This is a genomic window from Sulfolobales archaeon (genome assembly GCA_038897115.1).
GTDB lineage: Archaea > Thermoproteota > Thermoprotei_A > Sulfolobales > AG1 > AG1.
In genome coordinates, this window is sequence record JAWAXC010000020.1 from 1 (window position 1) to 26947 (window position 26947).

Here is a 26947-nt window from a genome sequence, read left to right on the forward strand (position 1 = left end):
TTAAGAAGTATAATAGTGACAGTGGTATCAGCAGCAAGTAGCTATATATCATCGTTATTGTCAGACGGACTAGGTCTAGGCTTGAGCCTAATAGTTTTATCAATGATACACACGCTATCAGCGACTTTACTGCTAAGAGATAGAGCTAGTATACTTACAAGACTAGGTTATAAGTAGCTATAGCGATTGCCTTTGAAGGGCCTTGGAGAGCAAAAAGCCTGGATGTTAATAAAGAAAAGCTAGCCTAGATAATATCATTTGTCCCTAGAGTCACTAAACAACACAAAAACCTTCTCCAGCTTAGCCCTAGGATCGGGTTCCCGGCCTATTACTTCTACCCCCTTTTTAAGGTGTCCAGAGCTATGGCTATTATAATCGCCTCGAGGTGTAGATTCGCTAGAGGATGGTCCAAGGCTCACAAGCATTATTCTCATCAACAGGAGGACTGGAGAATATAGAGCTTACAAATTCTACCTCTCCTGAAATGTGAGGAGATGTTTGCCTTACACCTGAGAGTCTTAGCCTTTAAGGTAGGAGGATGCCGGCTCAGCCTCCACATCAGGAGCCCAATAGACCAGAGAGACTTAACAGCATACCCACCTTAGAGGATGGGATCTACTAGGGCTTTATTATATCAGAGTAGATTATTCTCGTGCTCGAAAACCTCATGTTCTAGGTATGCTGCTAAGATTCTTCTGGTTGGAAGAAGCATGAAATCTACAAGAAATCTTCAGAAGCAGAATAGAGATAATAGAGCTGAAAAACCCACTCTATAGGTTAAGCCTAACCTCCTCTCCACTCTAAGGTGTGAGGCTCTCAATTGTAACTGCCCCATATATATTTCCTTATATTATTCTGAATGGTGTCAATATGTTAGATGAGGTTGCTAGAAATACTCTTCAAGGCCTGCTCGTTTCGTGTCTCTATGCTTTAGGTGCGCTCTCTCTAACACTTAGCTATAGCGTTACTAGGATAGCTAACTTCGCTGTTGGCGAGTATATAACTATAGGGGCTTATGCAGCTGCTCTCGGCACACTCTATGGTTTAGATCCATATATATCGCTTTTAATAGCCTCTATATCGGTTGGGGGCTTAGCTATCGCTGTTGATGAGGCTATATATAAGCCTCTATATAGGAGGGGCGCCACTGCTCTCCAGCTGTTGATAGCATCTATAGGTGTTATGCTGATGATCAGGTATGTATGGTCTATATATGCTGACTATAGAGGGATATTGTTTCTCTCCTCTAGATATAGCGTTAACCCCTTTGTATATATTGCCGATGCTCCTATAACGAATCTACATATCCTAGCCATATCGATCCTATCTATTGCAGGCATCTCAATATATATCCTAAGGCATAGAACCATGGTTGGCAAGGCTATGAGGGCTCTCGCTAGCAATCCTGAGCTCGCCGAGATCTCGGGGATCCCTGTTTGGAGGGTTAGGAGGATCATGTGGCTTGTCTCAGGCATCCTAGCAGGGCTTATGGGAGGGCTGTGGGCTTTCTATACAAGCATAACTACAGAGACTGGGTGGAGGCTTCTCCTATGGCTCTTCGCATCATCCGTGATCGGTGGTATTAGGAGTATACCACTCACAATAGCCGGTAGCTTTATAATAGGCTTCTCAGAGAACCTCGGTATGTGGTTCTTTAACAGATTTCTAGGTGTTGACACCGCTTATAAGCCTATAATAGCGTATCTCGCTATAGCGATATCGCTACTAATAGGTAGAGCTAGATTCTATGGGGGATGATCTATGGATCTCTCGAGCCTAGCTGTGCTTATAAGCAGTATATTGACATATACATCTATATATATTATACTTGCGCTTAGCGCCAACCTCGAATACGGATATACAGGGATACCTAATTTCGGCAAGGTCTTTTTCTTCTTCGTAGGAGCTATAGTAACAGCTATAATCGCTAGCACCATGTATAACTCCGCACTAGGTATATCAGACGGCTTCTCAGCAATAGCTGCTGCAAAAAGAACAGAGTACTCGGTACAGAACCCGCTCTTCGCTCTAGAGGTATTCATAGCATGCCTGGTAGCCTCCACCCTTGCCTCGGGGGTCTTCGGATATCTAGCCAGCTATCCAGCTCTAGCCCTTAGAGAGGATTTCCTCGCAATAACCCTCCTAGTCTTCGGAGAAGCCGGTAGGATCTTTGTAAGAACCTATGAACCCCTTGTAGGAGGGGTATATGGTATGAGCGGTATTCCGAACCCTCTGAACTGGCTTAGAGATAGGGCTACAGCTCTTCTACTATACTCTCTAATAGTGCTTATAATAGCCATAGTATTCTTCATAGTTATCGAGAGGATCTCCAACTCCCCATTCGGCAGGGTTATGAAGGCTGTGAGGGATGATGAGCTAGCAGCATCGACCCTCGGCAAGAACGTTGCCATGGCTAGGGGCTGGGTTCTCTTCATATCCTCATCGATGGCGGGGGCTGCGGGATCTCTATTCACATTCTACACACAATCGATCTTCCCAGACGATTATATACCACCTGTAACATTCTATGTGATATCAATGGTTCTCCTAGGAGGTGCTGGGAATAATGTAGGCACAATCCTGGGAGCGATATTCCTCAGCCTCCTAGATAGATTCACACAGGCATCATTCCTAGCCCTACTAGGGGTTACAGTATCTTTTGACATAAGCTTCATAAGATATGCAATAACAGGACTGATAATGATCCTAGTAATAGGCTTTAGACCCCAGGGCATCATACCAGAGGGTGTGGTTAAAACACCACTCTATAGCATAATCAGAAAAAGACTATATAGCGGTAATAAAGAGCAAAGAGGATCTCAAGGCTGAATAGATAACAGCGTTGAATCTCAGAGCATAACCTCTATAAGCTCGATATATAGATATATTATTTGGGCGGGGGTGCCCGAGCCAGGTCAAAGGGGTCGGGCTTAGGACCCGATGGCGTAGGCCTGCGTGGGTTCAAATCCCACCCCCCGCACCACCTCATATGCTTAAGGCAAAATTCTATTCTCTATTTATTAAGCATCTTAGCCCACGCTAGGGCCTAGATCCAAGGGGGATTAGATTTTCCATCGATACCCTTTTAGCCAGCATCTCGGCTTTCCTCATTTCCTCTAGAAGCTCTTCACTGCCTATGAAGAGATATATTTTCACGAGCTCTTTAAAGCTATATGATGTTGTAAATATAGCGTGAAGGATCATCCCTATAAGCCCTAGAAACCCTGATATCGTTGAGGCCTTATCTAGATGTCTCTGCGATTTTATCTGTAGATATGAGGCTAGAGCGATGGAGGATATCAATGGGAGTAAAAGAGGTAGGGGGTTTAGATCCTTGATAGCGATTATCATGATCAGTATTAGGAGTGCTAGAGGAGCGCTCCAGCTAAGGAGATCCGGTGGGATTAGAAGGCCAATATATATAGATCCTTGGACTAGACCCTCAACCCTAGCCCTCTGCCATGATATAACCTCTCTAAAGCTTCTAGGCATATCTATATATACAACGGCCTCCTCATCTATACAATATCTAGGCCTCGAACCCCCCCTCCCAGATCTCCTGAGTAGCTGGAAGGTGAATATATAGTCATCGGATCTCTTAGATGGTGGATAAGATGCAAGATCATAGATACCGATCTTAACAGCCATGTTGTTACCAGGAGCGTGTTTAGATCCCACAAGCCTTGGGAAGAGGTTGTGGAACGAGTGATACCAGTAGAACATCTCTGCCCATATGCTCCCCCTAATAACCACAGACCTCCCCGATGCCACATCACAGCCCTTCTCAAGTAATCCGAGAAGCCGGTCTACATAGTCCTTGGAATATATGTTTTCTGAGTCACCCCAGATCACATATCTATACCCAATAGATCTGAGGGTCTCTATAATCTCTATCCTCGCAGGACCAGTACCCCCTTTGACCCTCTGCTCCAACCAATATATACAGGGTATCTTCAAGCCAGCCTTAGAGGCGACAGAGAACGATGAGTCGGTGCTCCCCCCATCAACTATATATATATCGAAACATACACATGGGGGGCAGCTCTGCCTATACAAGCTCTCAAGAACCCTTTCAAGACCGTCTGCATTGTTTTTATTTAGAATAACTACTGCTGTATCCGGCCTTTCTATCTATAAGCCCCGCACCACTAATAAGCTATAGAAAATTTAAGCTGGATACTAAATAAACCCAGATCCTTTATAATAGCTACTAAGCAGTCACACCCTCAAGCTATGATGGCTTTACTTATATGAAGATTAACATTGATCCAGCAGAGATGCGATAAAACAAGACCTCTAAGACTGCTTTTGATTGTAGAATGATGACTAATAATAGTTATAGGCTTTTTATATGTTGAAAGGGCTTTGTGGAACTAGCGTAGAGTTATGGTGAGTTATATAGAACTATCTGTGCGTGTTTGATCCCTCCAAACTCTATAACGCTCTCTCTAGTTGTGAGGCCTCTCTTTATTGCGGCTTCAACTATTCTATTGCCTATTAGATTGGCTTGTGTGGAGCTAGCTATTGTGTTCATGGCTTCTTCTAGATCCATTAGCTCGCCTCCATAGAATGGCTCATCGATCTTTATCCTCACACCCCTCTCAGAATCTATTATGATCCTGCCGAAAAGCTCCTCATCACATACACTCACGATCACTTCACCAGAGACCTCGAAGATCTTTACTCTGAAGAGCCCTGCCATCTATATCGCCTCAACGGTTGATTCGGCTCCACAGGCTAAGCACTTTATAATCCATATCTTACCCTTTTTACTCATATCAGTATCTATCGAGCCGCACGTTGGGCATCTAACGTATGTCTGTATAAACCTCCTATATAGATCTTGGAGGCTTCTCTTAGAGACCTTACCATAGATTTCAAGGGCTCCTGAGGGGTTTATAGCGCCTGAGAGTGCAGAGCCTTTCAATAGATATCTAGCTATTATCCTGGGGTTCCTATTGATCCTCTGGGATATCTGCTGGAGATTCTTAATAACTGTTTTATTCCCAACATAGTCTACATCGAGATCCGGCAGATCTATTGGCCTCGCCTCCCTATTGAACTGAAGCCTTGAATAGGCCCTCTCAAGCAGTCTCTCATAGTCCTCTAGTATCGACATATAGCCTCCCACCTATCATCTGTATGGAGCAATATATCTATCTAGCATGTTGGCAAGCTATATATTCAGAGATCTCTTTCTCTTAATCCTCTTCATATACCTAAACGTGGGCTCATAGACAGCTACAAAGAGTAGGAGGAGTATAATAGTAGTTAGATCTGGGAAGAAAAACGCTATTATAACCCATGCTAGCGCGTAGATAAGCTTCTTATTCCTGAAGATCTCAGAATCAGGATCTATGAAACCCAGCTCAGTACCCATGAGAAGCACCACTGGAACTACAAATATTGCCACGGTACCCATCATAGCTGTTAGAAGATCGCTTACAAAACCCTGAAGCGTTATCCAGGGCTCCGCACCTGCCGCAGCGCTCCAATATAGACCAGCCCTTATAACTGTATATGCTGTTATGAAGAACCCTGCAAGCATCCCACCAGCTATGTAGAGGGATGAAAGCGCAATATACTTTCTAACGATCTTCTTCTCATGCTCATAGAGCCCCGGCCATACGAAGGCAACTATATGATATATGATATAGGGGAGCACAGTTATCACAGCCAAGATGAGTGAGACCTGGAGAACTGTGGTGAATACAGAGCCCACAGAACCTGCTATAAGCTTAGCCTCTGGAGGAAGTATATATTGCCTGCTATATTTTATAAAGAGAGTCGCTAGGCTCTCATAACCCCCGCCTGCTGAGAAGTTAGCTGAGAATATTAGATGTGGATCCCTAATAACGCTAGCTATTATACCAACAATACCCTCGCCACCAAACATATCGGCAATATTTATAGGGGCTATATATATAGCTACAGCAATGCCAAGAGCTATTAAGATCTTAAATAGCCTTGACCTCAACTCCTCAAGATGCTCTGTTAAAGGCATCTCTCTATCCTCAGACAAGAGGAGGCTCCTACAATATAGTTTATCCACGAGATATTAAAGGAAAGATAGTGCTGTACATCCATAAATTATTTATATTATGTTGAATAAGTGGTAAATATATATTGGCTAATTATAATTAATCTATGGGTATAGATATGAGAGCTATATTGATAATATGTATATTACTAGCCATAGGCTTAATAGTAGCTGTGAGCACCGGCTACTATATGAGAACTACCCAAGCAACATACTGGGTTCACGCATCCCTAGGAATAGCTGGAATAGCCGTTGTCGCTTATCTAACATACGAAGCGTTTTTCAGGGCACAGCTACCCGTGCTCAAGATACTAGCATCTATAGTTCTTATACTAGCACTAATCCAGGTGATCACAGGGGTTATCACAGCCCCCGAGATCCACGGGGTACTGGGGCCAGCAATGCTAGTGCTTGCATCGATAACTGGATATGCGGGATATAGAAGCTCAAAAGCCTTGAGAGCTGAGAGAAGCCGGAAGCCATAGCTGATCTCCAAGCTCTCCTAGAATATTTCCACAATCCTATAATCCCATAGCAACCACGATGGCTCCTCTCCATCTAGGGGACGGGTTTTAGCTGTAATTATATTATTTATAAGGCTTAGAATGTGTCACATGGTATGACTTACTAGTGGATCTATATGGAGCTTTTTAGACACCATACATATATATCTAGGGAATGTATTGTCCGAATGGTCTCCCCTGATATGGTTTGATGGAAAGTTCATACCCTTTGAGGATGCGAAGATCCATGTGATGACCTACTCCCTACACTATGGTGTAGGTGTTTTTGAGGGGATAAGGGCCTATAGGACATATGATGGTAGAACAGCTATTTTTAGATTGAGGGAGCATATAAGGAGGTTCTTCGACTCCGCAAAGATCTACAAGCTCGAGATACCCTTCTCAGAAGAAGATCTTATAGAGGCTATAAAAGAGCTTGTAAGGAGAAGCGGTTTCGACGAAGCCTATATACGGCCAATAGCATTTATAAATATAAGGAAGCTTGGGGTAAAACCAACAACTAGGAGAGCATCCGTTGCTATAGGCCTTGTGAGATGGGGTAAATATCTTGGCAAGGCATACTACGAGGGTGCGAGGGTTACAGTTAGCCCATGGAGGAGGATTCCTCCGAACGCGCTTCCATTAAATGCCAAGGCTATTGGCCAGTATCTCAATAGCTATCTAGCAGCCTCAGATGCAGATATAAAGGGCTTTGACGAAGCTATAATGCTGGATACAAGAGGCTTTGTCAGCGAAGGCCCCGGAGAGAATATCTTTATAGTTAAAAACGGAAGCGTATATACACCCCCGCTATATGCCTCAGTCCTTCCAGGAGTTACTAGAGAGACCGTAATGAAGATCCTCGAGGAAGAGTTAGAGGTAGAGGTTACAGAAAGAGATATAGCATTGGGAGAGCTCCTAACAGCTGACGAGGCATTCTTCACAGGAACAGCTGCTGAGATAACACCCATAGTGGAGGTCGACGGTATAAAGATAGGAAGCGGAAGGCCAGGGCCTCTAACAAGAAAGCTCCAATCACTATATGAAGATATTGTGAGAGGGAAGATCGATAAGTATAGGGAGTGGCTAACATATGTATAGTCTAACACCCGCTAGAGCTTTTACAACTGAAGCCCCTTTCAAGATAGGGGAAAATGTTAGCTGGCGATGTTATATCCAAAGATCTATATGTTTTTATCCCTACACATTAATTATAATATATAGTTAAACCAGAGCCACTATGAAGGTTTGGATTGGTTGGTAATAACACATTAAATAGATCTTCTAGCTTATCTCTAGCATTCTCCTAACTGGCTTGACTATTATTTTCTATATATATTTCCTAGATCATAACTAGGTTTGGGTTATATGGAGGTGATGGTTTGGCGGACTTCGATGTAGATCTATTAGATCTTATAGATCCCTTTGTACCAGCTGTTAGCCTTGAGGCGAAGGTGTGGGAGGTTGCTATTAAGATGAGCAGGGTTAGAAGGTACTGTGCCATATTATTTAACAAGGATCCCTCTGGAGATATCGGCTTATATGTTACTGTTAAGAGAATAGCGAGAGAGATCTTCGAGTTATCTGAAGAGGGTATAGTCCTTGTTGAAAGGGGTAAGATCTCCTGGGCGTTGGATAGAAGGGCATCTGATATATCTATGAAGATACCCTCTGTTAAGACCACCTCAAGATCTATTGATGTTGTTGATGGCATCTATAGCGGTGAATGTATAGCCATTTTGAGCGAGAGAGGAGATCCTCTCGGGATAGTTTCAGAGGATAGCCTGATAAGGCTTCTTTTAAAAGCTATACCAGAGGATCTAAGGGCTTCTGAGATAGCATCTAAACCAGTTGAAATTATAGATCTCGAGGCCCCACTTCTAGAAGCCATAGGGATCATGATCCAGAGGGGCTTTAGAAGACTTGTTATAACAAGCGGTAATAGGGTGATTGGTGTTATAACGATGCTAGATATAATCCACAAGGTTTCGGAAGCCCATATCAGAGGCGATCCCGAGGCTATGTTAGTTGGGAGCGGGATCTCCATAATAGGCTATGAAGAACCTATATTCGTTTCAGAGGATACAACTGTGGTTTCACTTGCAAAGAAACTCTTAAACACTAAATCTAAATGCGTCTTAGTTGGGGATATGGAGAACCTCATAGGGATCATTACAGAGAAGGACTTGATAAGAGTTATCAGAGAAAATATATCCCAGCTCTAACTATCTCCTCATATTAAAGGGAAAGGGCTTATAGTTATAGCCTTCTCCCTACCCTGAAGGGCGGGGCTTTCAGTTGTAATGCTTATGAGAGCATAAAATGATAAAAAGAGGTGGCAATAGAAAACCAACTCAGGCTAATAAGATCATGTGCAGAAGTGATAGAGAACTATCTCTCTAGATATAACCTATTAGCTCTCCAGAGGAAACACCTTGGTAATCCGCTTAAGATGATGCAGGAAAACATATGCGAGGCCGTGGCTAAAGAGCTAACATATATAGAGAGCTCTGGATGCCTGAGATACATTAAGATCGACTATGGCTTTTTATCGGAAGTCTGCAGATCCCAGAGGCTCTTAAAGGATGCTGAACAGAAGCTTCTAGAGGCTCTCTCAGAGGTAAAAAGATCCTCAGAGATCTGTAGAACTATGCAGGAGACTCCTGAGCATATGAGGGAGGAGCTATATGGCCAGATATACTTAGGAGTTAAAAGGGCTATCGAGCGGTTAGAGGAGTGTCTAAAAATTGCTAGAGACGCTATATTGCCTCTAAGAAGAACAGCTATGGGTTTCTCAGCAGCTCTAATTCTCCTAAGCACATCAAGCCTGATCTTAATTCCGCAGGATCTCTTAATCATTGCTATGCTTATATCTATAGCTCTTTTCTCAGCCCTCAACATTGCTATAACATATATAGAGCCTAGGGTATCAATTACACTAACGCTAATACTATGTCTAACGCTCTTAGCCAGTAACATCTTAATAGGCGATATAACAAAGATATATGCCTCAGCAGCAATACTCGCAATACTCATACTAGATCTAATAATCCTAGCAATAAAGATCTAAACCAAGCTGATAGCTGACATAGCTAGCGCTTTAAAGATCAGAGAAGCACAATCTATAAACCGTGCTAAGTGATACGCTATGAAGTCCTGACCTCTAGGGCTTATCAGCTTATCTGCTTTGGTTGCAAGATGTTCCAGGGATACGCTATTCTATTTTGATCTCCTTTCCTACCTCTTCCTTCCTCAGCTTCTTTAGCTTCACCTCTAGAACACCGTTCTTATAGTTAGCCTTAGCACTATCTACATCTACCTCTGCTGGGAGCTCAACCTCTTTGTAGTATTTCCTACCATCTCTAGCCTCTATCACCAGTTTTCTGCCAATGGCCCTCACCTTGATCCTATCCTTTTCCACACCAGGCATTTCGGCTATAACTGTTATAGATTCCGAGTCTTCATAGATATCTACCAGAGGCTCCATCTCCTCAGAATATCTAAGCTCCCTGATCTGTGCACCCTCTCTAATAGGCTGTCTCCTCACATTCCCAAACTTCTCAACCCTTGGAACACCATCAGGGCCTATCGTTATTCTAAAGCCATATACAAAATGCCTAGGCCCTCCCTGCCTCTCCAGCTCTTCTGACAACTCCCTTATCTCTGACATAAGCCTTCTCTGTATATCTGATAGCTCATCAAACAACTCCCTATCCAGTTCTCTTATAAGCTCGTCAAATATATCGAATATAGATCTCCTTCTCCTCATCCCTTACACCCAGATATATATGGTTGTTAAAGCTAATATTTCATCAAACTAGAGCCGCCCCTTTTAAAGTTGGGATAGCTATTTCTTCTATGCTCTCCTCGCTATATATATACCAGCTAGTATTAGGAGAAGCCCTAGCACTTGGTGGAACTCTGGGATCTCGCCTGCTACCGGAATTGCTATTATATATGCTGCTGCGGGCACCATATATACTATAGATGATGCAATCCCTATGGATCTCTTTACAACTGAAAGCCTCGTCTTTTAGGGCGGGGATGCTGCTAATGCTTATAAGCTTGATGCTAGTATTATAGCTAGATGATGAGGTAGTGATGAGCATATGGCAGCAAAACCCCCAGATGATATGAGAGAGATGGGGGGCTAACAACCATATCCCCGAGTCCCGCGTTATGCGGGATAGGGGTAACACGCCCAAGACCGGGCGCAGGGCTAAACCCAGGAGAACTGGGATGATCTACTATAGAATTGAAAGGCAACTGTATAGACCATAGCAGCGATTGGGAGACCTGAGAGGTTTTGAAGAGACGTTAGAGCTACTATGTCGAGAGATACCCTTGAAGAGATAACAGATGCTATTGCAAATAGTATTGATGCTATGAGGGATAGCATAACCCCTAGAGTGTTTAGGCTAGATGGCGCGTATATCAATAGAACACCGCTAAAAGCTACCAGAGAGCCTATAACAACCCCACCTCTAACCCTTTGAAAACCCATTAACGATGATATGAGGAGCATGAGAAGAGGATATGTATATACGATCGCAGATACAGGGCCAGAGGGAATATATTCCAAAGCATAGTACATAGCCACGACAAAACCGGTGTTGAAGAAGCCAGCTAGGAGCCCCAAAAAGATATCAGATCTAGGGGTTTTGACCATATAATCCCAGATCCTGAGAATACTTATAAGCGATGTTAGCGAAGCTATGATATATCTCCCAAGGAGAATCAACGATGGATTCCCACTAACCCTGATCACAGGATAAGTAGATCCCCAGAAAATAGCTAGAGCAACAGCTAATAACAAATCACTGGGCATCACATTAGCCCTCAAACCATCGCTACCTCATGAATACATTATTACGGAGTTAAAGGCTCTCCATGATATAGAAGCGATATCAATAAAATATTCTGAGCTCCTCCACACCATGAAGGGCGGGGCTTTCAGTTGTAATACTTGATCAGCTATCCATGATAAATCGAATTTCAAATCCGCTTTTTAGGGCAGGGTTATGTTTTAGATTTCTTCATATGGTATTTCATATCTCTATATTTTCTTTGCATTACCAAGATCTATTTTTATTCTCACTAGCCTCATGATGCTTGGGAATGGGTGTTATTCTCTACTTATCTTCTTCATTTCATCTATATATCTAGCTCCGTAGAGTCTTGCCATGGGAAGGGGGATCGCCTCTGGATTAACCACTATATCGATCACAACCGGCCTGTCCTTAGCAAGGCTGGCTGCATCTTCTATACCTCTTCTAAGCTCCTTTCTATCCTCTATCCTCACACCATGGGCTCCTAGGGATCTGGCTAGCTCGCTGAAACTGATGTTAGGAAGCTTATATGTGAATTCAGTTCCATACTCAGCCTTCTCATAGATCCTCAACACTCTATAGGATGAGTCATTAAACACCACGATAATCACTGGAATCCTATATCTAACAGCTGTTACAACCTCTAGCCCCGTCATTAGAAAGCCTCCATCGCCGACCAAGCCCACCACTTCTCGCTCTTTTTCCGCTAGCTTCGCAGCTATAGCACCGGGAACACCTATCCCCATTGATGCATAGCTAGTAGTTGTTATATAGGTTCTCGGCTTATATATGGGCATTGTGAATGTCTCGATCCTATGGGCTCCAACATCGCATACAAATATTGTGTCCTCGCTAAATATCTCTCTAAGTGCTTTAACAACCTCCCAAGGCTCGATCATATGCCCCCTAGGTTTTGGAAGATCCTGTTTATAGGATATCCATAGTTTCTTAAGAAGCTCCGCACTACCCCTGCCAAATCTACCTCCAACCCTCTCCCTAGCCCTTATAATCGCCTTCCTTAGAAACGCAGCAGCATCTGATACTATGGCTAGAGATGGTTTGAAGACCCTTCCAAACTCATCCTCAGAGACATTTATATGGATCAGCTCTCCTCCAACTTTCATAGAATATCTACCAGTACCCATCTGGCTAAACCTAACACCTATAGCTAGAACTAGATCTGCTTTTTCTAAGAGCTCCTCAGCAACAGGATCTCCCATCTTACCTGCAGCAATACCGCCATAGAGCGGGTGATCCGGTCTAATTACACCCTTGCCCATCACAGTCGTGCATACAGGGATATCCAGAAGCTCTGCAAACTCCACGAGCTCACGCTCAGCCCCAGAGATAGATATTCCTCTCCCTGCAAGTATTACTGGCCTCTCAGATCTTAAGATCCTCTTGATAACCTCATCAACATCAGCATCGCTGGGCACAGGTCTTGAGACAGGGATCTTTAAATGGCTATAGTCCTCTACATTCTCACGCAACACATCAGCAGGAATCTCTATATATACAGGCCCTGGCCTTCCAGATAGAGCTGTTGTGAAAGCCTTAGAAACTATGTTGCCAGCCTCGGCAGGTTTTGTTACTCTGTAGCATCTCTTGGTTATGGATCTAAAGACCTCTATCTGATCGGTATCATTCGGAAAAGCATGGATCGCATTTCTATAGGCAAGATCTCTAGGAGGCGTGGTAGCTATCACAACCAGAGGATCCGACTCGACATAGGCCATAGCAACAGGGTTTACAGCCCCTAGAACGCCAGGCCCACCGGTAAATACACATAGACCAGGAGATCTCTTTACTCTAGAATATACAAGCCCCATAAAGCCGGCTCCAGGCTCATAGGAAGCATTAATAGATCTAGGCCTACCCCTCGTCTCAGAGTCTACTATAAACCCCGTGATCTGCTCTGCATATACCGTGAAATAATACTCTATATCTTCAGCAACGAGCGACTCTACAATCGCCTCGCTAACCCTCATATTGAAACCCTCTATACACTTTGTTAGGGGAAATATAGCTGTGATAAATATATAAATTAGTCTTAATTGTTTTTAATTTTGTGTGGGGCTTGGGAGGTTTGGTTTCAAAGGTAACAATCTATGTGATTCTCTCCATAGTGGTGATAGTCGCGGCAATAGCCTCATATATGATCTATAACTATCCACAAAACCCGCTGACCTCTCAGAGTACACATCCTAAGAGGTATAGTATTATAATTGGTTCTGGAACAATAGGTGGCGTGTACTACTACTACGGAGCTGCCATAGCTGGGATAATATCGAACTATACATCTATATCAGCTACAAGTATCGAGACGGGTGGAAGCTTCTATAACCTGCAGCTTATAAGAGATAAGACCGATCTTGAAAAGGGAGTTATATATTGTGGAACATCTATGTTAGATGCAGCGTATCTAGCATATGCTGGGAAGCACGAGTGGTTCTCCGGTAAACCAGCCCCAATAGCTATTCTCTGGGCTATGTATCCAAATATTCTGCATATCGTAACCACTACAGATACTGGTATAAAGACCATAGATGATCTAAGGGGTAAGAGGGTATCAACCCTGAATCCTGGGAGCGTAACTGAATATGTGGCTCTACAGCTTTTAAAGGTCGTTGGCATAGATCCTTCGAAAGATCTTGCTAAATGGGAGAGGCTAGGAGCTGCTGAAAGCGCCAACGCGCTAAGAGATGGTGCTATAGATGCATATTTCTGGGTAGGAGGTGTTCCAACTGGATCTGTGCTTGAGCTTGCTAAATCCCTCGCGGCTAGAGGCAAGCAGATATATTTAGTTCCAGTGAATGAGTCTATTATTAGAGCTTATGCATCACAATACGCCCCAGGGGTTGTAGTGAGCGGTGTAATACCCAAAGAAGTATATGGAACTGCTGCAGATACGCCAACACTGGTTATTTGGAATGTCTTCGTTTGTCACAGAGACGCCCCAGCTGAGGTTATATATTCCATAACAAAAGCTGTCTTCGAGCATCTAGATTTCCTTCACAAATCTGTTGCAGCAGCAAGAGACACAAACCTCGATAACGCATTGAAATTCTATGGAGGTATGATACCCTATCATGAGGGTGCGCTGAAATATTATAAGGAGAAGGGGCTGTTGAAAGGCTAGTTAGAGATTTGATCCCTATCTAGGAGGTGTTGCCCAGACACTTTGTTGATCTTTTATATTTCTATGATAAAATATCTTTTTATTCTATAGCTTCTCTTAGATATGCGATTGCTCCTGGCATTGAGGGTCTTAGCCTCTCTATTATAGCTAGTATATCTATCAGAATTGTTGCTAGGGTCCACATCGCTACTACATAGATCATGGGTTCCGGCGATATGGCTATTAACATGGTATAGGATCCCGTGGCTGTTCTCATGACTATCGGTTTTCCATAGACTATATATAGATATGCTATGAGACCTAGGATCTTTATCAGTGCGTTGATGACAAAGCTGAATATAGTTCCCCTCGTAATACTTGCGAGTATCCCTAGGGATAGGAAGAAGCCTGCTAGTGGGATATCTATGTGTATATCGCCTCTTACGCTGCTAGCTCCCAACAGCCTGTGGATCTGGGGTATGATTACTATGTACACAATATAGTATATCAAGCCTATTAAGGCTCCCACCGCAATATCCCCTTTTCTATCCATGTTGCCCACACCCCCTCACAACTATGTGTGCAGGGTAGAGATTGCCCAGCATCGCCGCTATATTGATCTCTACAGCGCTTGGATCTAACGCCTCACCCTTTATACTGACCCTCAAAGTTGCATTTCTATCCCTCGAAAGCAGATCTTGACTCTTCCAGGCAACAGTCTCTCCACCATATCGTATAGATATGTTTATATCAGTAATCGCAATAGATCCTCGATACCATGCCTCCACACTAATCAAATTAATATCCTGTTGCCTTGATATGCCGCATATAACACCTATAGCCAGAGGATCCTCTATCAACTCTATCGAAAGCACAGCTATGGGGATCAAACCCACGAGGGCTACACCACCAACCGATAATGCTAGAACAGCGTTTAGAAACCCCCTCAACCGCCGCCCCTCATAAGCTCGACAGCATTTCTAAGAACTATAGAGCCAACCCACACAGCTATCCCCAGAAACGCTAGCCTAGATGCCAGCGATATAAGGTTGAAGCTTGCCTCTACGAGGGCGTCGCTGAGCGTCCCGCCCTGCCTTGGTATGAGTGGTTCAAATGTGAAGAAAAAGATCAGGGCTATTATAAAGGGGGTTATAAGTAGAGCTAGCCCCAGGGACATGAGGAGGGAAGCAGATCTACCCCTTCTAGCTGGTCTAGTCTCTACCTTCTCCCCCATAAATATCCCCAGAGTATCCTCTTAGGAAGAATATATAGGGCAGGATCCTAGTTTCATTAGACTTCAACTTCTCCGCCTCATCACCCCCTGTTCTACCTTCCATGCCCTTCTTTCGGGAGCTCACCTCTCTCGATAGGAGGCTTTATAGAAGTCCTTCCTCTCTCTAGCAGCTAATCATAGAGTCCACATTAGCCTCAATTTTAGGATAGTTGCTATAAGGAACACGAGCCTCTGCACATTAAAGGTGTGAATGCTATCAACAAACATAGACCATTATAAAACCTAAAACAGCGGTTGTAGGCGCTTGTATTCCAGCCTCTTTTTATCTCTCGAATTGGGTTCTCAGTAAAACCCGCCTTCATCACCTCTCAGAGATCGAGGGCCTCATCCCAATATATATCCTAGCGAGTGGGTTTTATAAGTAGATGGGGGCTATGAAGATAGTGCCTATAGCTGAGGAGAGCCTAGGGGTTAGATCTGTTGCTATGTATGTTGAAACAGATGATCTTAGGATCTTACTGGATCCGGGGATCAGCCTTGCACCGAGGAGGTTTGGATTGCCACCGCATCCTAGGGAGATTAGAAGGGTTGAGGAGCTTAGAGGGGTTATGAGCACATATATATCTAAGTCCTTCTATATATTTATAAGCCATTACCATAGAGATCACTTTACAGTGCCCTATGAGAGCATCTATATGGGGACCAAGAGAGATACATATGTAGATGTATATAGAGGCAAGATTGTTCTTATGAAATCACCCAGAGATCTTAATTATAGCCAGAGGATGAGGTGCCACGGGCTTTTAAAGGCGATCAAGGGTATTGTGGGTAGGGTTGTGGAGGCTGATGGGATCAACATGGAGATCGGATCTACGAGGATCTCGATCTCTGAGTCCCTGCCCCATGGTCCCGAGGGATCTAGGACTGGGAGGGTTATTGCTATAACTATAGATGATGGTGATCAGAGGCTCACATTTATGCCAGATGTGCAGGGGCCTATATCTGAGAGGGCTGTTAGATATGTCCTCAGCATGAGACCATCGATCCTAGTTGTTGGGGGACCCCCGCTATATCTAACCCATGTATTCTCCCAAGAGGATATAGATGCTGGTGTTAGAGGGCTTATAAAGATCATTAACGGTGCTCAGCCAAGGATTATGCTTATAACCCACCACACGCTGAGAAGCCTCGGCTGGAGAAACAGCCTCTCAGAGGTATTCTCAATAGCCTCTACAAAGGGTGTGGAGATCCTGACATACGCTCAGATGGCTGGTAAGGAAGAGGATCTGCTGGAGGCTAGGAGGAGAGAGCTCTTTGAAACAGAGCCCCCACCCGAGGACTATATAGAGCTATTTAAGGGTGAAAAGGGTGAGGAGGATTGAGCCTCTCTAAATGCGATGAATACTATAGATTATATGGAAACATAGATGGAATAATCCTCTCTATAGTTGCTGAGAAGCCGAGGCTGAGCTTTGACAGGCTTAGAGACGAGCTTGAGAAGAGAGGAATATATATGGATGGGCGGTGTTTAAGGAAGATATTAGCCGGGCTTATAAGGAGCGGAAGGATCCATAAGATCCCGGATCAGACATCTAGGAAACTACTACTATCACCACCCAACAGCGGTTAGGGCTTGCATAGCATATAATAATATGACATGGCCTCCGGAGGTTTTAGAGAGGCGTTAGAGCATGTCGATAAAGAGACTCGCCATAGCATCTATAACGCTTTTAGCCCTATCCCTACTACTAATCCCTGTTTCCTACACACCTATAAAGATTGAGAAGAATATAGATGCTATAATAAATATAGATAGCAATATATCTGGATATCTAGAGCAAATCACAGGTTTAGAGGGAGGAGTTAAATATGTTGAGACCATAGATCTATATGTTAATCTAAGCTGCTACAGAGGAACCACCATGAAGATCTACTATGGGAGGGTAGGCGAGGCAATATATATAAGCCCTGGAACAACTATAAAGATCCCTGTGAATGATACGAATAACTATTTATATGTGGAGGGGGTTCCACGGTGCTCTATGAGATTATGGGGCTATATAGAATACCAGGTATATAGATATCTATGGGTTTCCGCACTATCATTCATCCTAGGCCTGTCCGGCGGGATCATACTTCTTAGAATAGTAATAACAGATCTATCTAGGAGACTTAACCAGCATTAGGATCCAATATCTAAGCGGGATCCCCATAGAAACAGGCTGTAAACTTATTATGTATTTGGGGAGAGGTTTATAGCTACATAAATATTAATTCTTATTGAAGCTTTTATAAGCCTTTTTATAAATATTACTGGTGTTTATTGATGGGTAGCCGGGTGCTAGGTGCAATAGCCCTGTTGATCCTGGCTCTAGCTATGTATATACCGAGAGGTGTTGAGGCCCAAGCCCTGGCCGAGCCAAGCGTAATAGCTGTGGATCTAGATAAGAGAACTGTGTATAGGGGCTACCAGTGGGTCGAGGTAACAGCATATATATACATACCCCCAGGAGGATCTATAGTCTCTCTAAGCGGCGTTGCGAATCTATCAGCCGGCATAACCACTATAACACCTCTAGCCTGGGTACAGCCTGTATCCCCTGTGACCAAGGTTGTGGGTAATGTTAGCTATAGCATTAGCAATCTACTAACAGCAAGGATCCATATACCCTATGGAGCTATCGCCGGTAGGGGTGAGCTCGTAGTCTCTATATCCCTCGTAGCTAGGGTTGGCAATACAACCTACACACCTAGCTATGTATTTAGGTTCCCTATAACCATATTAGATCACACACCTGTCGAGAGGACAAGGACTGAGGCTCAGATCAGGCTTGAGAATGCCAGGACAGTATTATCGCTTTTAGAAGCTGTAAGCGGTGTATCGATGCCCGATCTCAAGGCTATGCTGGACAATCTAAGTGCTAGGTTTGACAGGGCTGATGTGCTCCTCTACGAGGAGGGCGATGTGGATAGGGCTCTCAGCATGTATGGAGATGTGATCAGAGATAGCACTGGTATAGTATCACAGGCTATAGCGCTATTCCTCTCTAAGCAGAGGGAATCCAGCTTAGCCCTCGAGTCAAGACTATCTAGGATAGAGGCTAACATCTCATCATCTATAGCAAGGATATCAGCTCTAGAGAGATCTGTTGCATCAGCTGCAGAGGCTATAAGGACTAATGAGGCTTCTATTAGAAGCCTTGCCTCGGCCTTAGCTAACTATAGCAACACGATCAACACCTATCTATCAACGCTCGATAAAAGCATAATAGATACAAACAGAAAGATCGATACTCTAGCCCAGACAATCAACGCAGCTATAGGCAACATGAGCACTGGTATAAACAATAGGCTCAATAGCCTCAGCTCAGCCCTCTCACAGGTACAGCTAGCAATAGTGGTTGTAGCGGTTATGATGCTCATAAGCATAGCTATAGTAGGGATACTGAGGAGAGGATAGGGATTACATATAAAATTAGGCATAAAAATAAATAATTTTTTAAATGCTATGCTAAAAAGTTTATACAGATATGCTTATTAACCTTTAAAAACAATCCATAGGGGATATCTATGGTAGGTTTTGACAGGTTAGCATCTAGATATGGATCTATAGCGATATTAGCTATAATGCTGTTAAGCTTAGCAGCATCTCTAACAATATCTACAAGCGCTCAGACAGCAGCAAAAGATCCCAGAGTAGGGCCCTATATAGATAGGATAACAATGCCTGTCCAGAGAGACTATAGCGTCAGGCTTCTAGCCTTTGAGGCTAACGAATTCGATATCCTAGGGGTGCTCCCTAGAGATCTCGAGAGAATTAGAACAAATAGGCCTGATGCCCATATCATATTCACTATAAGCATAACCTCTCTTGGAGCTCTACACTTTAACGTAGAGCTATGGCCTGTTAAATATCCAGAGGTTAGGAAGGCCCTTGCAATGGTGACAAATAGAGATGAGATAATATCCAAGTCACCCCTCCAGGGTATAGCTATTAAGGATAGCTATATAGTGCCACCAACATATGGCAAGTGGGTCAACCCAGCAACGGATTTTGAGAAGCTATATCCATATAACCCTGATGCGGCAAGGAGACTTCTCTCAACGATATTCCAGCCATGCCCAGATAATCCAAAGTTCTGGTGTGATCCTAAAGAGGGTATGAAGCCTGTCGAGATAGAGATACTCTCGCTGCCGGAGGCCACCTCTCCTGTATATTGGTGGGAGGCCCAGTATTGGAAGGCCCAGGCAGAGAATATAGGGATTAGAGTTAAGATCACCCCTGTAAGCAGTAGGGAGCTGGATGCCAGGACATCTGCGGGCACGGCCCAGGCATGGGTGATCGGCTGGTCATTCGGAAGATTCCCGCTATTTATGTACTACTTCTGGCATAGCAGAGAGATAAGGCCTGGAGGTTGGAATGAGTGGAGAGTGAGGAATGCTACTTTGGATGATATACTTGATAAGTTCTACTATGCTCAATCGGTGGATGAGGCTATCCAGTGGGCTTACAAGGCTCAGGAGATACTAACCGATATAATACCCTGGATACCCGTATACACTGGCGTGACTATAAATGCTTTTAACGGTGCTATAGACAAGGACTCAATTCTCCTAGCATATGCACCGCCGCTCAAGGATCCCGTTGGCTTCAGCTACTTCTGGTGGAACACCGTGAGGTTTAAGGACAAGCCCTTTGGAGGTACTCTTAGATATTACTTCACAGTTGATATAACAACGCTTAACCCAACAGTATATCTATGGGCTAGCGAGGCAGACGCGATCTTCAGGGTATATACCTATGGATATGTAGTAAGGCCTGAGGACATCTATGCCGAGCCAAGGATCCCTGTTCTCTTCGAGAACTACAGCGTTGAGAAGGTAGTTGTTGATGGTAAGAATCTGACTAAGATAACTATTAAGCTGAGGGATGGGCTCACATGGCACGATGGCGTGCCTATAACAGCCTATGACTTTGAGTTTACTATAAGGAAGTTCGGTATGGAGCTCAAGACTAGAAGGGACTATGGCCCGTATATAGAGGCTCTATATAGGATTAATGTTGTTGATGATAGGACTATAGAGTTCTATCTAACACAATATGGATGGTCTGATCTATATACATTCACAGAGTATAGACCGCTTCCCAGACATATCTATGGCAAGCTCCAGAACCCACTCGACGATATAAGCCTACTGCCACACCCATCTATACCAGGCCTAACAGCAATGGTTGGTAGCGGTCCATTCGTGCTGATAAAGAGGGAAGTAGCATATGCAGAGCTTGTCTGGTACCCCGAGTACGCATATAGAGCTCCAGAGAGAATGCCTAGGGTAAGCATTGAGGGGCTACCAAGCCAGGTCGAGGCCGGCAAGCCATTAACCCTGAGGGTCAGAGCTCTAGACCCAACGGGAGCTGTATCCCCAGCTATAACCGTTACCGCTAGGCTTGTTGGGCCAGTAACCCTTGAGATCCCGTTGAGAAGCGTTGGCGGAGGAGTCTATGAGGCAGCACTACCAGCTCTCAGGGAAGGCGATTACAGGCTTGTGGTCGAGGCCGCAATGCCTGTTATGATATGGAAGGCTGTTGGAACAGCTACACAGAGCTTTAGAGTAGTTGGCGTTGGCTTGGGACCAGCTCCAACGCCCACTCCGGAGGCTAGACCTATAGAGATAAGTGTTGGTGGTGTCACAATAGCTATAACCTCACCACCGCCTGCAGGGTCTCCCACGGCTGCTGCGACACAGCCAAAGCTAGAGACGCCCAAGGTGGAGGCTAAGGAGCCTGAGCTTAGCTTCAGCTACGCAGCTATAGCTATAGCAGTGCTAAGCCTTGTAGTAGCAGGTGTTGGGGTTCTTCTTAGGAGAAGCTAGCTCTAGATCTATAAAAATATTTTTTATCAATACCATGATCTAGAGGGGGGTTTAGATGGGGCTTGCCTCATACCTAACCTCTAGGGGTCTCTCGATGTTAGGTGTTTTTGTAATCTCTATAATATTATATTTTATTCTCTTGAGAGTCATACCCATAGTCCTCTACGGTGGAAACCCCTTCGAGGCAAACCAGCTACAAGACCCTGTCCTAGCTGCTCTCAAAAGAACCCAGGAGGATCCCAGGTTCAGCGGTTGGATCGAGCAGACCGCGAAGGTGTTTGGACTTGACCAGCCTGTGTTGCCTAACCAACTACTTATATATTTAAGAAACGTATTTACATTCAACTTCGGCATATCAATATATTCAAATAGACCAGTTGCTGAGGAGATACTTATAAGGCTGCCATATACCCTGGCACTATATGTATTTGCAACAATAGTCCCCATAATAGTTGGCTACTACATAGGGGTTACCTCCACAAGATATAGGGGGAGGTTTATCGACACACTAATCACAATGTCCAGCATAATATCCTTCATACTCCCCTCATGGATCATAGCTATATTGATCTATTACTTCCTAGCATATGTCCCCAAAGCCTCGTGGGGCATAACGATATTTCCACTACCCGTTAGAACACCACCTACAACGGAGCTGAGCTGGGATTCCATAAAATACTGGCTATGGTATCTCTCACCCCTATATATATCCACGCTCTTAGCCTTCTTCGGATCTTGGTCTTACTTCTTCAGACAGCTCATGGTCTCAGAGCTTGGAAGAGACTATGTGATGACTGCAAGGGCTAAGGGTATGCCGGAGAGCGTTGTTATTAAGAAGGAGATAGCCCCTAATCTAAAGCCCCCGATAATAACTAGGCTAGCATATACCCTTCCAGGGATATTCGGAGGATCTATAATATTGGAGATCCTAGCCTCATGGCCAGGCGTGGCCTACTACTCATACCAGGCTTTTCAAAACTATGACTACACAGTGATCACAGCATTCCTAGTCATAGGCTCGATGCTCCTCGTGATATCACTCTTCATAGCAGATCTTCTAATAGCTCTACTAGACCCTAGGGTGAGGATTGAGGAGAGGAGGTGATCCCGTGGCTATAAGAGGCGGTATTCCGAGAACCATCAGCGAGATCCTAACCCCGATAATAAGGTATAAGAAGGGTCTAGCGGGGCTATCAATAATATTGTTCTATGTCCTACTAGGCATTGTAGGCCCCATGATCTCTAAATACGACCCGGTATATAGTGTTGGCCTAGCTGATAACGTCGCTCTCCCTGAGTGGTATGCTTCAATAATAGATCCCAAGCTACCCAGAAATATGGAGCTTAACTTCACATCCTGGAAACCTATACGTGAGTCTAGAGCAGGCGATGTAAGTGTTAATATAGAGAGAGATATGGATAAGCTGGTAATAATATTTCGTGGAAGGGGATCTGCTAATATTAGCATTGATAGTGAGAACCTCTATTTATACCCATATAAGCCTGCTAAGTCAATGCTGATAACATACTCGATCCAGGTGTCGAGCCTCGATAATAAGACCTCGTGGTACAATCTCCAACTATATATAATAAATCCTGATCTAATGGGGATGAACAAGACAGTAAGGCAGGGTGATGTAGTAGCTAATGTTCCTATGGGATACTATGCCTTCTATGATGAGGTTGGTTTTAAAGTAGCATCGCTATGGCCATATTCTAAAGAGATGAAATCCCTCTATAACCAGAGTATAAGGCTACCCTACTATATATATAATCCTAAGCAGGAGTATAGGCTCCCAGATTTTGTAAACCCGGTTAGCGAGCTACTCCTGGCAGAGAACACCAGGATTGGTATCAGGATAAACGCCTCCTACTACTGCAACCCAAGCGATTTCATCATGAGATGCGATTCCGAGGGTTTAAAAATAGTTATATACCCAATATACGTTAAGATCTATGGCCTTGCATTCGGCATTCTAGGCACTAATTACTTGGGAGCAGATGTGTGGACACAGTTCGTCAATGGTGCTAGAGCTGCAATCATCTTCGGCTTCGGCGTGGCCTCTGCAATAGTTCTAATAGGCCTCCTAGTAGGTGTGATAGCCGGGTACCACGGGGGTAGAAGAACAGATTATATATTGACATTCTTAACAGACGTCGTTTACTTCCTACCAGCACTCCCACTAATACTCGCAGTGGGTATAACATTTGGTAGAAGCATATACGCTATATTCGCAATAATAGTGCTCCTCTCATGGCCAGGCACGGCTAGGATAGTCAGGTCATGGACGCTAGCCCTTAGAAACGAACCCTATGTAGAGGCTGCCCAGGCCCTTGGATCCAGTGTCAGGAGGATAATAGCTAAGCATATAATACCCCATCTAACACCGCTAATAGTATATGCAATAGTACTAGATGTCCCTGCAGCAATATTCACAGAGGTAGCTATACAGCTTCTAGGCTTCGGAGACCCCGGCTTCCCCTCATGGGGTAAAATGCTTAACGAGGCATACTTCGGAGGAGCTATCACGAGTGGAGCATGGTGGTGGATCATGCCACCAATTGTTGGAATAACAACAATAGCACTTGGATTCGCCCTCCTAGGATTAGCGTTAGATGAGGTAGTCAATCCGAGGCTGAGGAGGAGGAGCTAGGATAAAGCGCCGTATGTTTTTACATAGATATTTAATGGATCCTCCCAGAGATCCTCGCTATAAAGATGGAACATCATAACCAACTCCCACGCTAATGAGGAATATAGAGCTGGATAGGGCTGGAGCAGATGGGCTATTCAAGGGATAAGCGTCATTATCCAAGAGAGAGAAGATCTAGATATGCTCGTGGTTATTCCACCCTAGTCCTATCACTAGCATTCCTCGTATTACTTATAGTATATCTTGCAGATATAGCTATCCCAATAGGATCGATTAAAACTCCTAGATATAGCATTGAGGCTTCTAAGATACTTAACATATCTATTGATAAAATCCTATTTAATGAGGCCTACCCAATACCACAAGGATCTAATATAACTATTTATTTAAGAGTTGGAAGTGTTAGGACTAGCATAGGTAACATATCCTTTGAACCTGGTAAAGAGATCCGGCCAAATGGTTCATCAACACTTGTAGAGATACAGGGCGAGGGGCCTTGGAATATATATGTGTTTGATGAGAGCATAGGTAGAGAGATCCTTGCTGGGGTGATCTACAAGTCATCAGATCTCCTGATACAGACAGGGGCTTATACAGCTCTCCTCTCCATATCTATGATCTCTAAGTTAAATGTTAAGATCGAGTCCTCAGAAGATGTTGAGTTGATGCTGAGGTTAAGATATATAAATAGATCCTCCGAAACAATAGATCTTGGGGTATGTAGCCTAGAAAAGGGTTCTACATGCTTCTATAGCATCGAGAGATCAGATCTATCTGGATATGAGGCTCTATTCTATATAAAAACCCCGTTACTTAAAATAAGGATCATCGATGGATCCCTCATAATAAGTCCATATGAAAACCCCCAGATCTTCATACCAGCTATTGTTATAACCTTCTCAATAACCATTGTTGCTGTGTTGAGGAGACATGGTAAAAGAAGGTCAAAGGGGAGATCTATGTCTTTGATTAGAAGATCCTTTGCCTGAGATTTAAATATATCAGACCGAAATTGAGTCTTAGGTGCTATAAATGAATAAAGCAACATATGGTAGAAAGGGCGTCTCAGCAGATCATCCATTAGCTGTTAATGCAGGGATAGAGGTTCTTAAAAACGGGGGGAATGCCTTTGACGCTGCGATTGCCGTGAGCGCTGTTCTCACAGTTATACATCCATTCTCAGGCGGTATTGGAGGTGATGGTTTTCTCTTAGCCCTTAGGGGTGACGAGGTTATCGCCTATAACGGCTCTGGGAGATCTCCCGGAGGCTTCGATCCAGAGGCATATATAGGCTCTAAACCTGTTAGGGGGCCTCTAACGGTCACAGTCCCGGGCTTGGTTGAGATGTGGGGATATATCTATGAGGAGTACTGCAGCAAGGATCTAGCAGAGCTCCTTAAACCAGCTATCTCACTAGCAGAGAACGGCTACTACGCTGATAGAATGCTCGCAAACGCTGTTAAGAGGTATAGAGGGGAGCTAGCAGGTTATGAGAGGTGGGCGAAGCTATATGGTGATATAGACGTTGGTAGCTATGTGAGGAACAGGGATCTAGCATCTACCCTAAGAAGGATCTCACATAGAGGTTGGGATGAATTCTACTATGGAAGACTTGCCGAGGAGATCGTTGAGGAGCTCGAGGCACAGGGGGTTGGCATATCTTTGGAAGATCTCATGGATCATGAGGGGGAGGAGGTGGAGATCCTCAAGCTAGATCTAGGTTCTAGGGTTTTATATGAGCTACCCCCAAACTCGCAGGGTATATCAACGCTACAGATGATCTCAGCTATATATGAGCTTGAGCTATATAGATATAGCTTTACAGATCCAAATAGGATTAGGGCTTGGAAAGATCCTGTTTCAATAATCTATAGCTTTAGAGATCGATATCTAGGGGATCCTGATTATATGGAGATAGATGTGTCGAAATATATAACCTATAGATCAATAGCTACCCCCACCACAACACCGAGAATAGATGGGGGTGACACAACATTCTTCGTGGTAGATGATGGCGAGAACCTAGTGGGTTTTATCCAGAGCCTCTTCTACCCATTCGGCTCTGGGCTAGTGGCTGGAGGAGCTGTTATACAGAATAGGGGGCGTGGATTCTCATATGATAAGTCTCTTCCAAACTCTCCACTTCCTAAGAAGAGGCCTCTCCACACACTCTCAATCCTAATGATCGATGATCATGAGGGCAACTCCATATACATGATAGGCTGTGCAGGCGGCGACTATAGACCCCAGATCCACACGAGGATATATGAAAATATATTCATATATAACATGGATCTTGGCGAGGCTCTCAACGCCCCAAGATTCATCTACACAGACCTCTCTAAAGCCTCAAAGGTGGTTGCTGAGGGGGTGCTGGGAGAGGTAAGTCTTGGCAATGATATAGAGGTTATAAGGGCTCCTCAACACGGCTCCACAGGTATTGTTAACGCAGCTAAGAGAAACAGATCCAAAGGGTTCACAGAGTTCGCCCCAGACCCCAGGGGGGCTTCTATATCGATAGCGGTGTAGCATATTGAGGATAAAGGCGGATCTCCAGATCCACAGCATATGTAGCGATGGCTCAATGGATGGATATGACATTGTAAGGGTAGCCCTGATAAGGGGGTTGAGAGCTATAGCTGTAACAGATCACAATACATTCTCAGGATATAAGCTAGCATTGGAGGCGGTTGAG

Annotated in this window: 27 protein-coding genes and 1 tRNA gene; 17 read left to right on the plus strand and 11 right to left on the minus strand. The window is 44.1% G+C overall.

The window, feature by feature from the left end:
• Positions 1-870: 870 nt before the first annotated feature.
• From QXE01_04065 to QXE01_04075, 3 genes are all read left to right on the plus strand, one after another.
• Positions 871-1758, plus strand: coding sequence for a branched-chain amino acid ABC transporter permease (locus tag QXE01_04065; protein ID MEM4970410.1), 888 nt, complete (start codon positions 871-873; stop codon positions 1756-1758).
• Positions 1759-1761: 3 nt separating this feature from the next.
• Positions 1762-2829 (plus strand): branched-chain amino acid ABC transporter permease, encoded by a 1068-nt coding sequence (locus tag QXE01_04070; GenBank protein ID MEM4970411.1) that lies wholly within the window; start codon positions 1762-1764, stop codon positions 2827-2829.
• Positions 2830-2895: 66 nt separating this feature from the next.
• Positions 2896-2983, plus strand: a tRNA-Leu gene (locus QXE01_04075).
• Positions 2984-3039: 56 nt separating this feature from the next.
• Here the strand turns inward: QXE01_04075 and QXE01_04080 are convergent.
• The 4 genes from QXE01_04080 to QXE01_04095 all read right to left on the minus strand — a co-directional run bounded on the left by QXE01_04080 (position 3040) and on the right by QXE01_04095 (position 6022).
• Positions 3040-4131: a glycosyltransferase family A protein gene (locus QXE01_04080; GenBank protein MEM4970412.1), complete on the minus strand. Its 1092-nt coding sequence runs from the start codon at positions 4129-4131 to the stop codon at positions 3040-3042.
• Between the two features lie 253 nt (positions 4132-4384).
• Complete coding sequence (locus tag QXE01_04085; GenBank protein MEM4970413.1) at positions 4385-4702, minus strand: DUF424 family protein; 318 nt, start codon at positions 4700-4702, stop codon at positions 4385-4387.
• Positions 4703-5119, minus strand: coding sequence for a translation initiation factor IF-2 subunit beta (locus tag QXE01_04090; GenBank protein ID MEM4970414.1), 417 nt, complete (start codon positions 5117-5119; stop codon positions 4703-4705). It lies immediately after the preceding gene.
• A 57-nt stretch (positions 5120-5176) separates the two neighbouring features.
• Complete coding sequence (locus tag QXE01_04095) at positions 5177-6022, minus strand: twin-arginine translocase subunit TatC (protein MEM4970415.1); 846 nt, start codon at positions 6020-6022, stop codon at positions 5177-5179.
• A gap of 137 nt (positions 6023-6159) precedes the next feature.
• Here QXE01_04095 and QXE01_04100 point away from each other — a divergent pair, with 137 nt between their 5' ends.
• From QXE01_04100 to QXE01_04115, 4 genes are all read left to right on the plus strand, one after another.
• Positions 6160-6525, plus strand: coding sequence for a hypothetical protein (locus QXE01_04100; GenBank protein MEM4970416.1), 366 nt, complete (start codon positions 6160-6162; stop codon positions 6523-6525).
• A 198-nt stretch (positions 6526-6723) separates the two neighbouring features.
• On the plus strand, positions 6724-7644 hold the full coding sequence (ilvE, locus tag QXE01_04105; protein ID MEM4970417.1) for a branched-chain-amino-acid transaminase: 921 nt from the start codon (positions 6724-6726) through the stop codon (positions 7642-7644).
• 281 nt (positions 7645-7925) lie between these two features.
• The gene (locus QXE01_04110; protein MEM4970418.1) at positions 7926-8768 is read left to right on the plus strand and encodes a CBS domain-containing protein; all 843 of its coding nucleotides are present in this window, start codon (positions 7926-7928) and stop codon (positions 8766-8768) included.
• A gap of 110 nt (positions 8769-8878) precedes the next feature.
• The gene (locus tag QXE01_04115; GenBank protein ID MEM4970419.1) at positions 8879-9613 is read left to right on the plus strand and encodes a hypothetical protein; all 735 of its coding nucleotides are present in this window, start codon (positions 8879-8881) and stop codon (positions 9611-9613) included.
• A 144-nt stretch (positions 9614-9757) separates the two neighbouring features.
• On the opposite strand, the gene hsp20 is transcribed toward QXE01_04115, so the two are convergent.
• The 4 genes from hsp20 to QXE01_04135 all read right to left on the minus strand — a co-directional run bounded on the left by hsp20 (position 9758) and on the right by QXE01_04135 (position 13360).
• A complete protein-coding gene (gene hsp20, locus QXE01_04120) occupies positions 9758-10312 on the minus strand; it encodes an archaeal heat shock protein Hsp20 (protein MEM4970420.1) in 555 nt (184 codons plus the stop codon).
• 87 nt (positions 10313-10399) lie between these two features.
• Positions 10400-10546: an EamA family transporter gene (locus QXE01_04125; GenBank protein MEM4970421.1), complete on the minus strand. Its 147-nt coding sequence runs from the start codon at positions 10544-10546 to the stop codon at positions 10400-10402.
• A 216-nt stretch (positions 10547-10762) separates the two neighbouring features.
• Complete coding sequence (locus QXE01_04130; protein ID MEM4970422.1) at positions 10763-11371, minus strand: EamA family transporter; 609 nt, start codon at positions 11369-11371, stop codon at positions 10763-10765.
• 297 nt (positions 11372-11668) lie between these two features.
• A complete protein-coding gene (locus tag QXE01_04135) occupies positions 11669-13360 on the minus strand; it encodes a thiamine pyrophosphate-binding protein (GenBank protein MEM4970423.1) in 1692 nt (563 codons plus the stop codon).
• 98 nt (positions 13361-13458) lie between these two features.
• Here QXE01_04135 and QXE01_04140 point away from each other — a divergent pair, with 98 nt between their 5' ends.
• A complete protein-coding gene (locus QXE01_04140) occupies positions 13459-14511 on the plus strand; it encodes a TAXI family TRAP transporter solute-binding subunit (GenBank protein MEM4970424.1) in 1053 nt (350 codons plus the stop codon).
• Between the two features lie 79 nt (positions 14512-14590).
• On the opposite strand, the gene QXE01_04145 is transcribed toward QXE01_04140, so the two are convergent.
• From QXE01_04145 to QXE01_04155, 3 genes are read right to left on the minus strand one after another with little or no spacing between them, the layout of a single operon-like run.
• Positions 14591-15043 (minus strand): hypothetical protein, encoded by a 453-nt coding sequence (locus tag QXE01_04145; protein ID MEM4970425.1) that lies wholly within the window; start codon positions 15041-15043, stop codon positions 14591-14593.
• A complete protein-coding gene (locus QXE01_04150) occupies positions 15036-15440 on the minus strand; it encodes a hypothetical protein (protein MEM4970426.1) in 405 nt (134 codons plus the stop codon). Before QXE01_04150 ends, QXE01_04145 begins: the two co-directional genes overlap by 8 nt.
• Entirely contained in the window at positions 15437-15724 is a 288-nt protein-coding gene (locus QXE01_04155; protein ID MEM4970427.1) for a hypothetical protein, read from the minus strand. The genes QXE01_04150 and QXE01_04155 overlap by 4 nt, the downstream gene beginning before the upstream one ends.
• 434 nt (positions 15725-16158) lie before the next feature.
• On the opposite strand from QXE01_04155, the gene QXE01_04160 reads away from it, so the two are divergent.
• From QXE01_04160 to QXE01_04200, 9 genes are all read left to right on the plus strand, one after another.
• Positions 16159-17106 (plus strand): hypothetical protein, encoded by a 948-nt coding sequence (locus tag QXE01_04160; protein ID MEM4970428.1) that lies wholly within the window; start codon positions 16159-16161, stop codon positions 17104-17106.
• A complete protein-coding gene (locus tag QXE01_04165; GenBank protein MEM4970429.1) occupies positions 17103-17354 on the plus strand; it encodes a hypothetical protein in 252 nt (83 codons plus the stop codon). Before QXE01_04160 ends, QXE01_04165 begins: the two co-directional genes overlap by 4 nt.
• Before the next feature lie 61 nt (positions 17355-17415).
• Complete coding sequence (locus tag QXE01_04170; protein MEM4970430.1) at positions 17416-17910, plus strand: hypothetical protein; 495 nt, start codon at positions 17416-17418, stop codon at positions 17908-17910.
• Between the two features lie 140 nt (positions 17911-18050).
• The gene (locus QXE01_04175; protein ID MEM4970431.1) at positions 18051-19184 is read left to right on the plus strand and encodes a hypothetical protein; all 1134 of its coding nucleotides are present in this window, start codon (positions 18051-18053) and stop codon (positions 19182-19184) included.
• A gap of 110 nt (positions 19185-19294) precedes the next feature.
• On the plus strand, positions 19295-21598 hold the full coding sequence (locus QXE01_04180; protein ID MEM4970432.1) for an ABC transporter substrate-binding protein: 2304 nt from the start codon (positions 19295-19297) through the stop codon (positions 21596-21598).
• Positions 21599-21653: 55 nt separating this feature from the next.
• On the plus strand, positions 21654-22703 hold the full coding sequence (locus QXE01_04185) for an ABC transporter permease (GenBank protein MEM4970433.1): 1050 nt from the start codon (positions 21654-21656) through the stop codon (positions 22701-22703).
• The gene (locus QXE01_04190) at positions 22687-24252 is read left to right on the plus strand and encodes an ABC transporter permease (protein MEM4970434.1); all 1566 of its coding nucleotides are present in this window, start codon (positions 22687-22689) and stop codon (positions 24250-24252) included. The genes QXE01_04185 and QXE01_04190 overlap by 17 nt, the downstream gene beginning before the upstream one ends.
• Positions 24253-24380: 128 nt before the next feature.
• Positions 24381-25241 (plus strand): hypothetical protein, encoded by an 861-nt coding sequence (locus QXE01_04195; GenBank protein ID MEM4970435.1) that lies wholly within the window; start codon positions 24381-24383, stop codon positions 25239-25241.
• A 43-nt stretch (positions 25242-25284) separates the two neighbouring features.
• Complete coding sequence (locus QXE01_04200) at positions 25285-26781, plus strand: gamma-glutamyltransferase (protein ID MEM4970436.1); 1497 nt, start codon at positions 25285-25287, stop codon at positions 26779-26781.
• Positions 26782-26947: the final 166 nt, after the last annotated feature.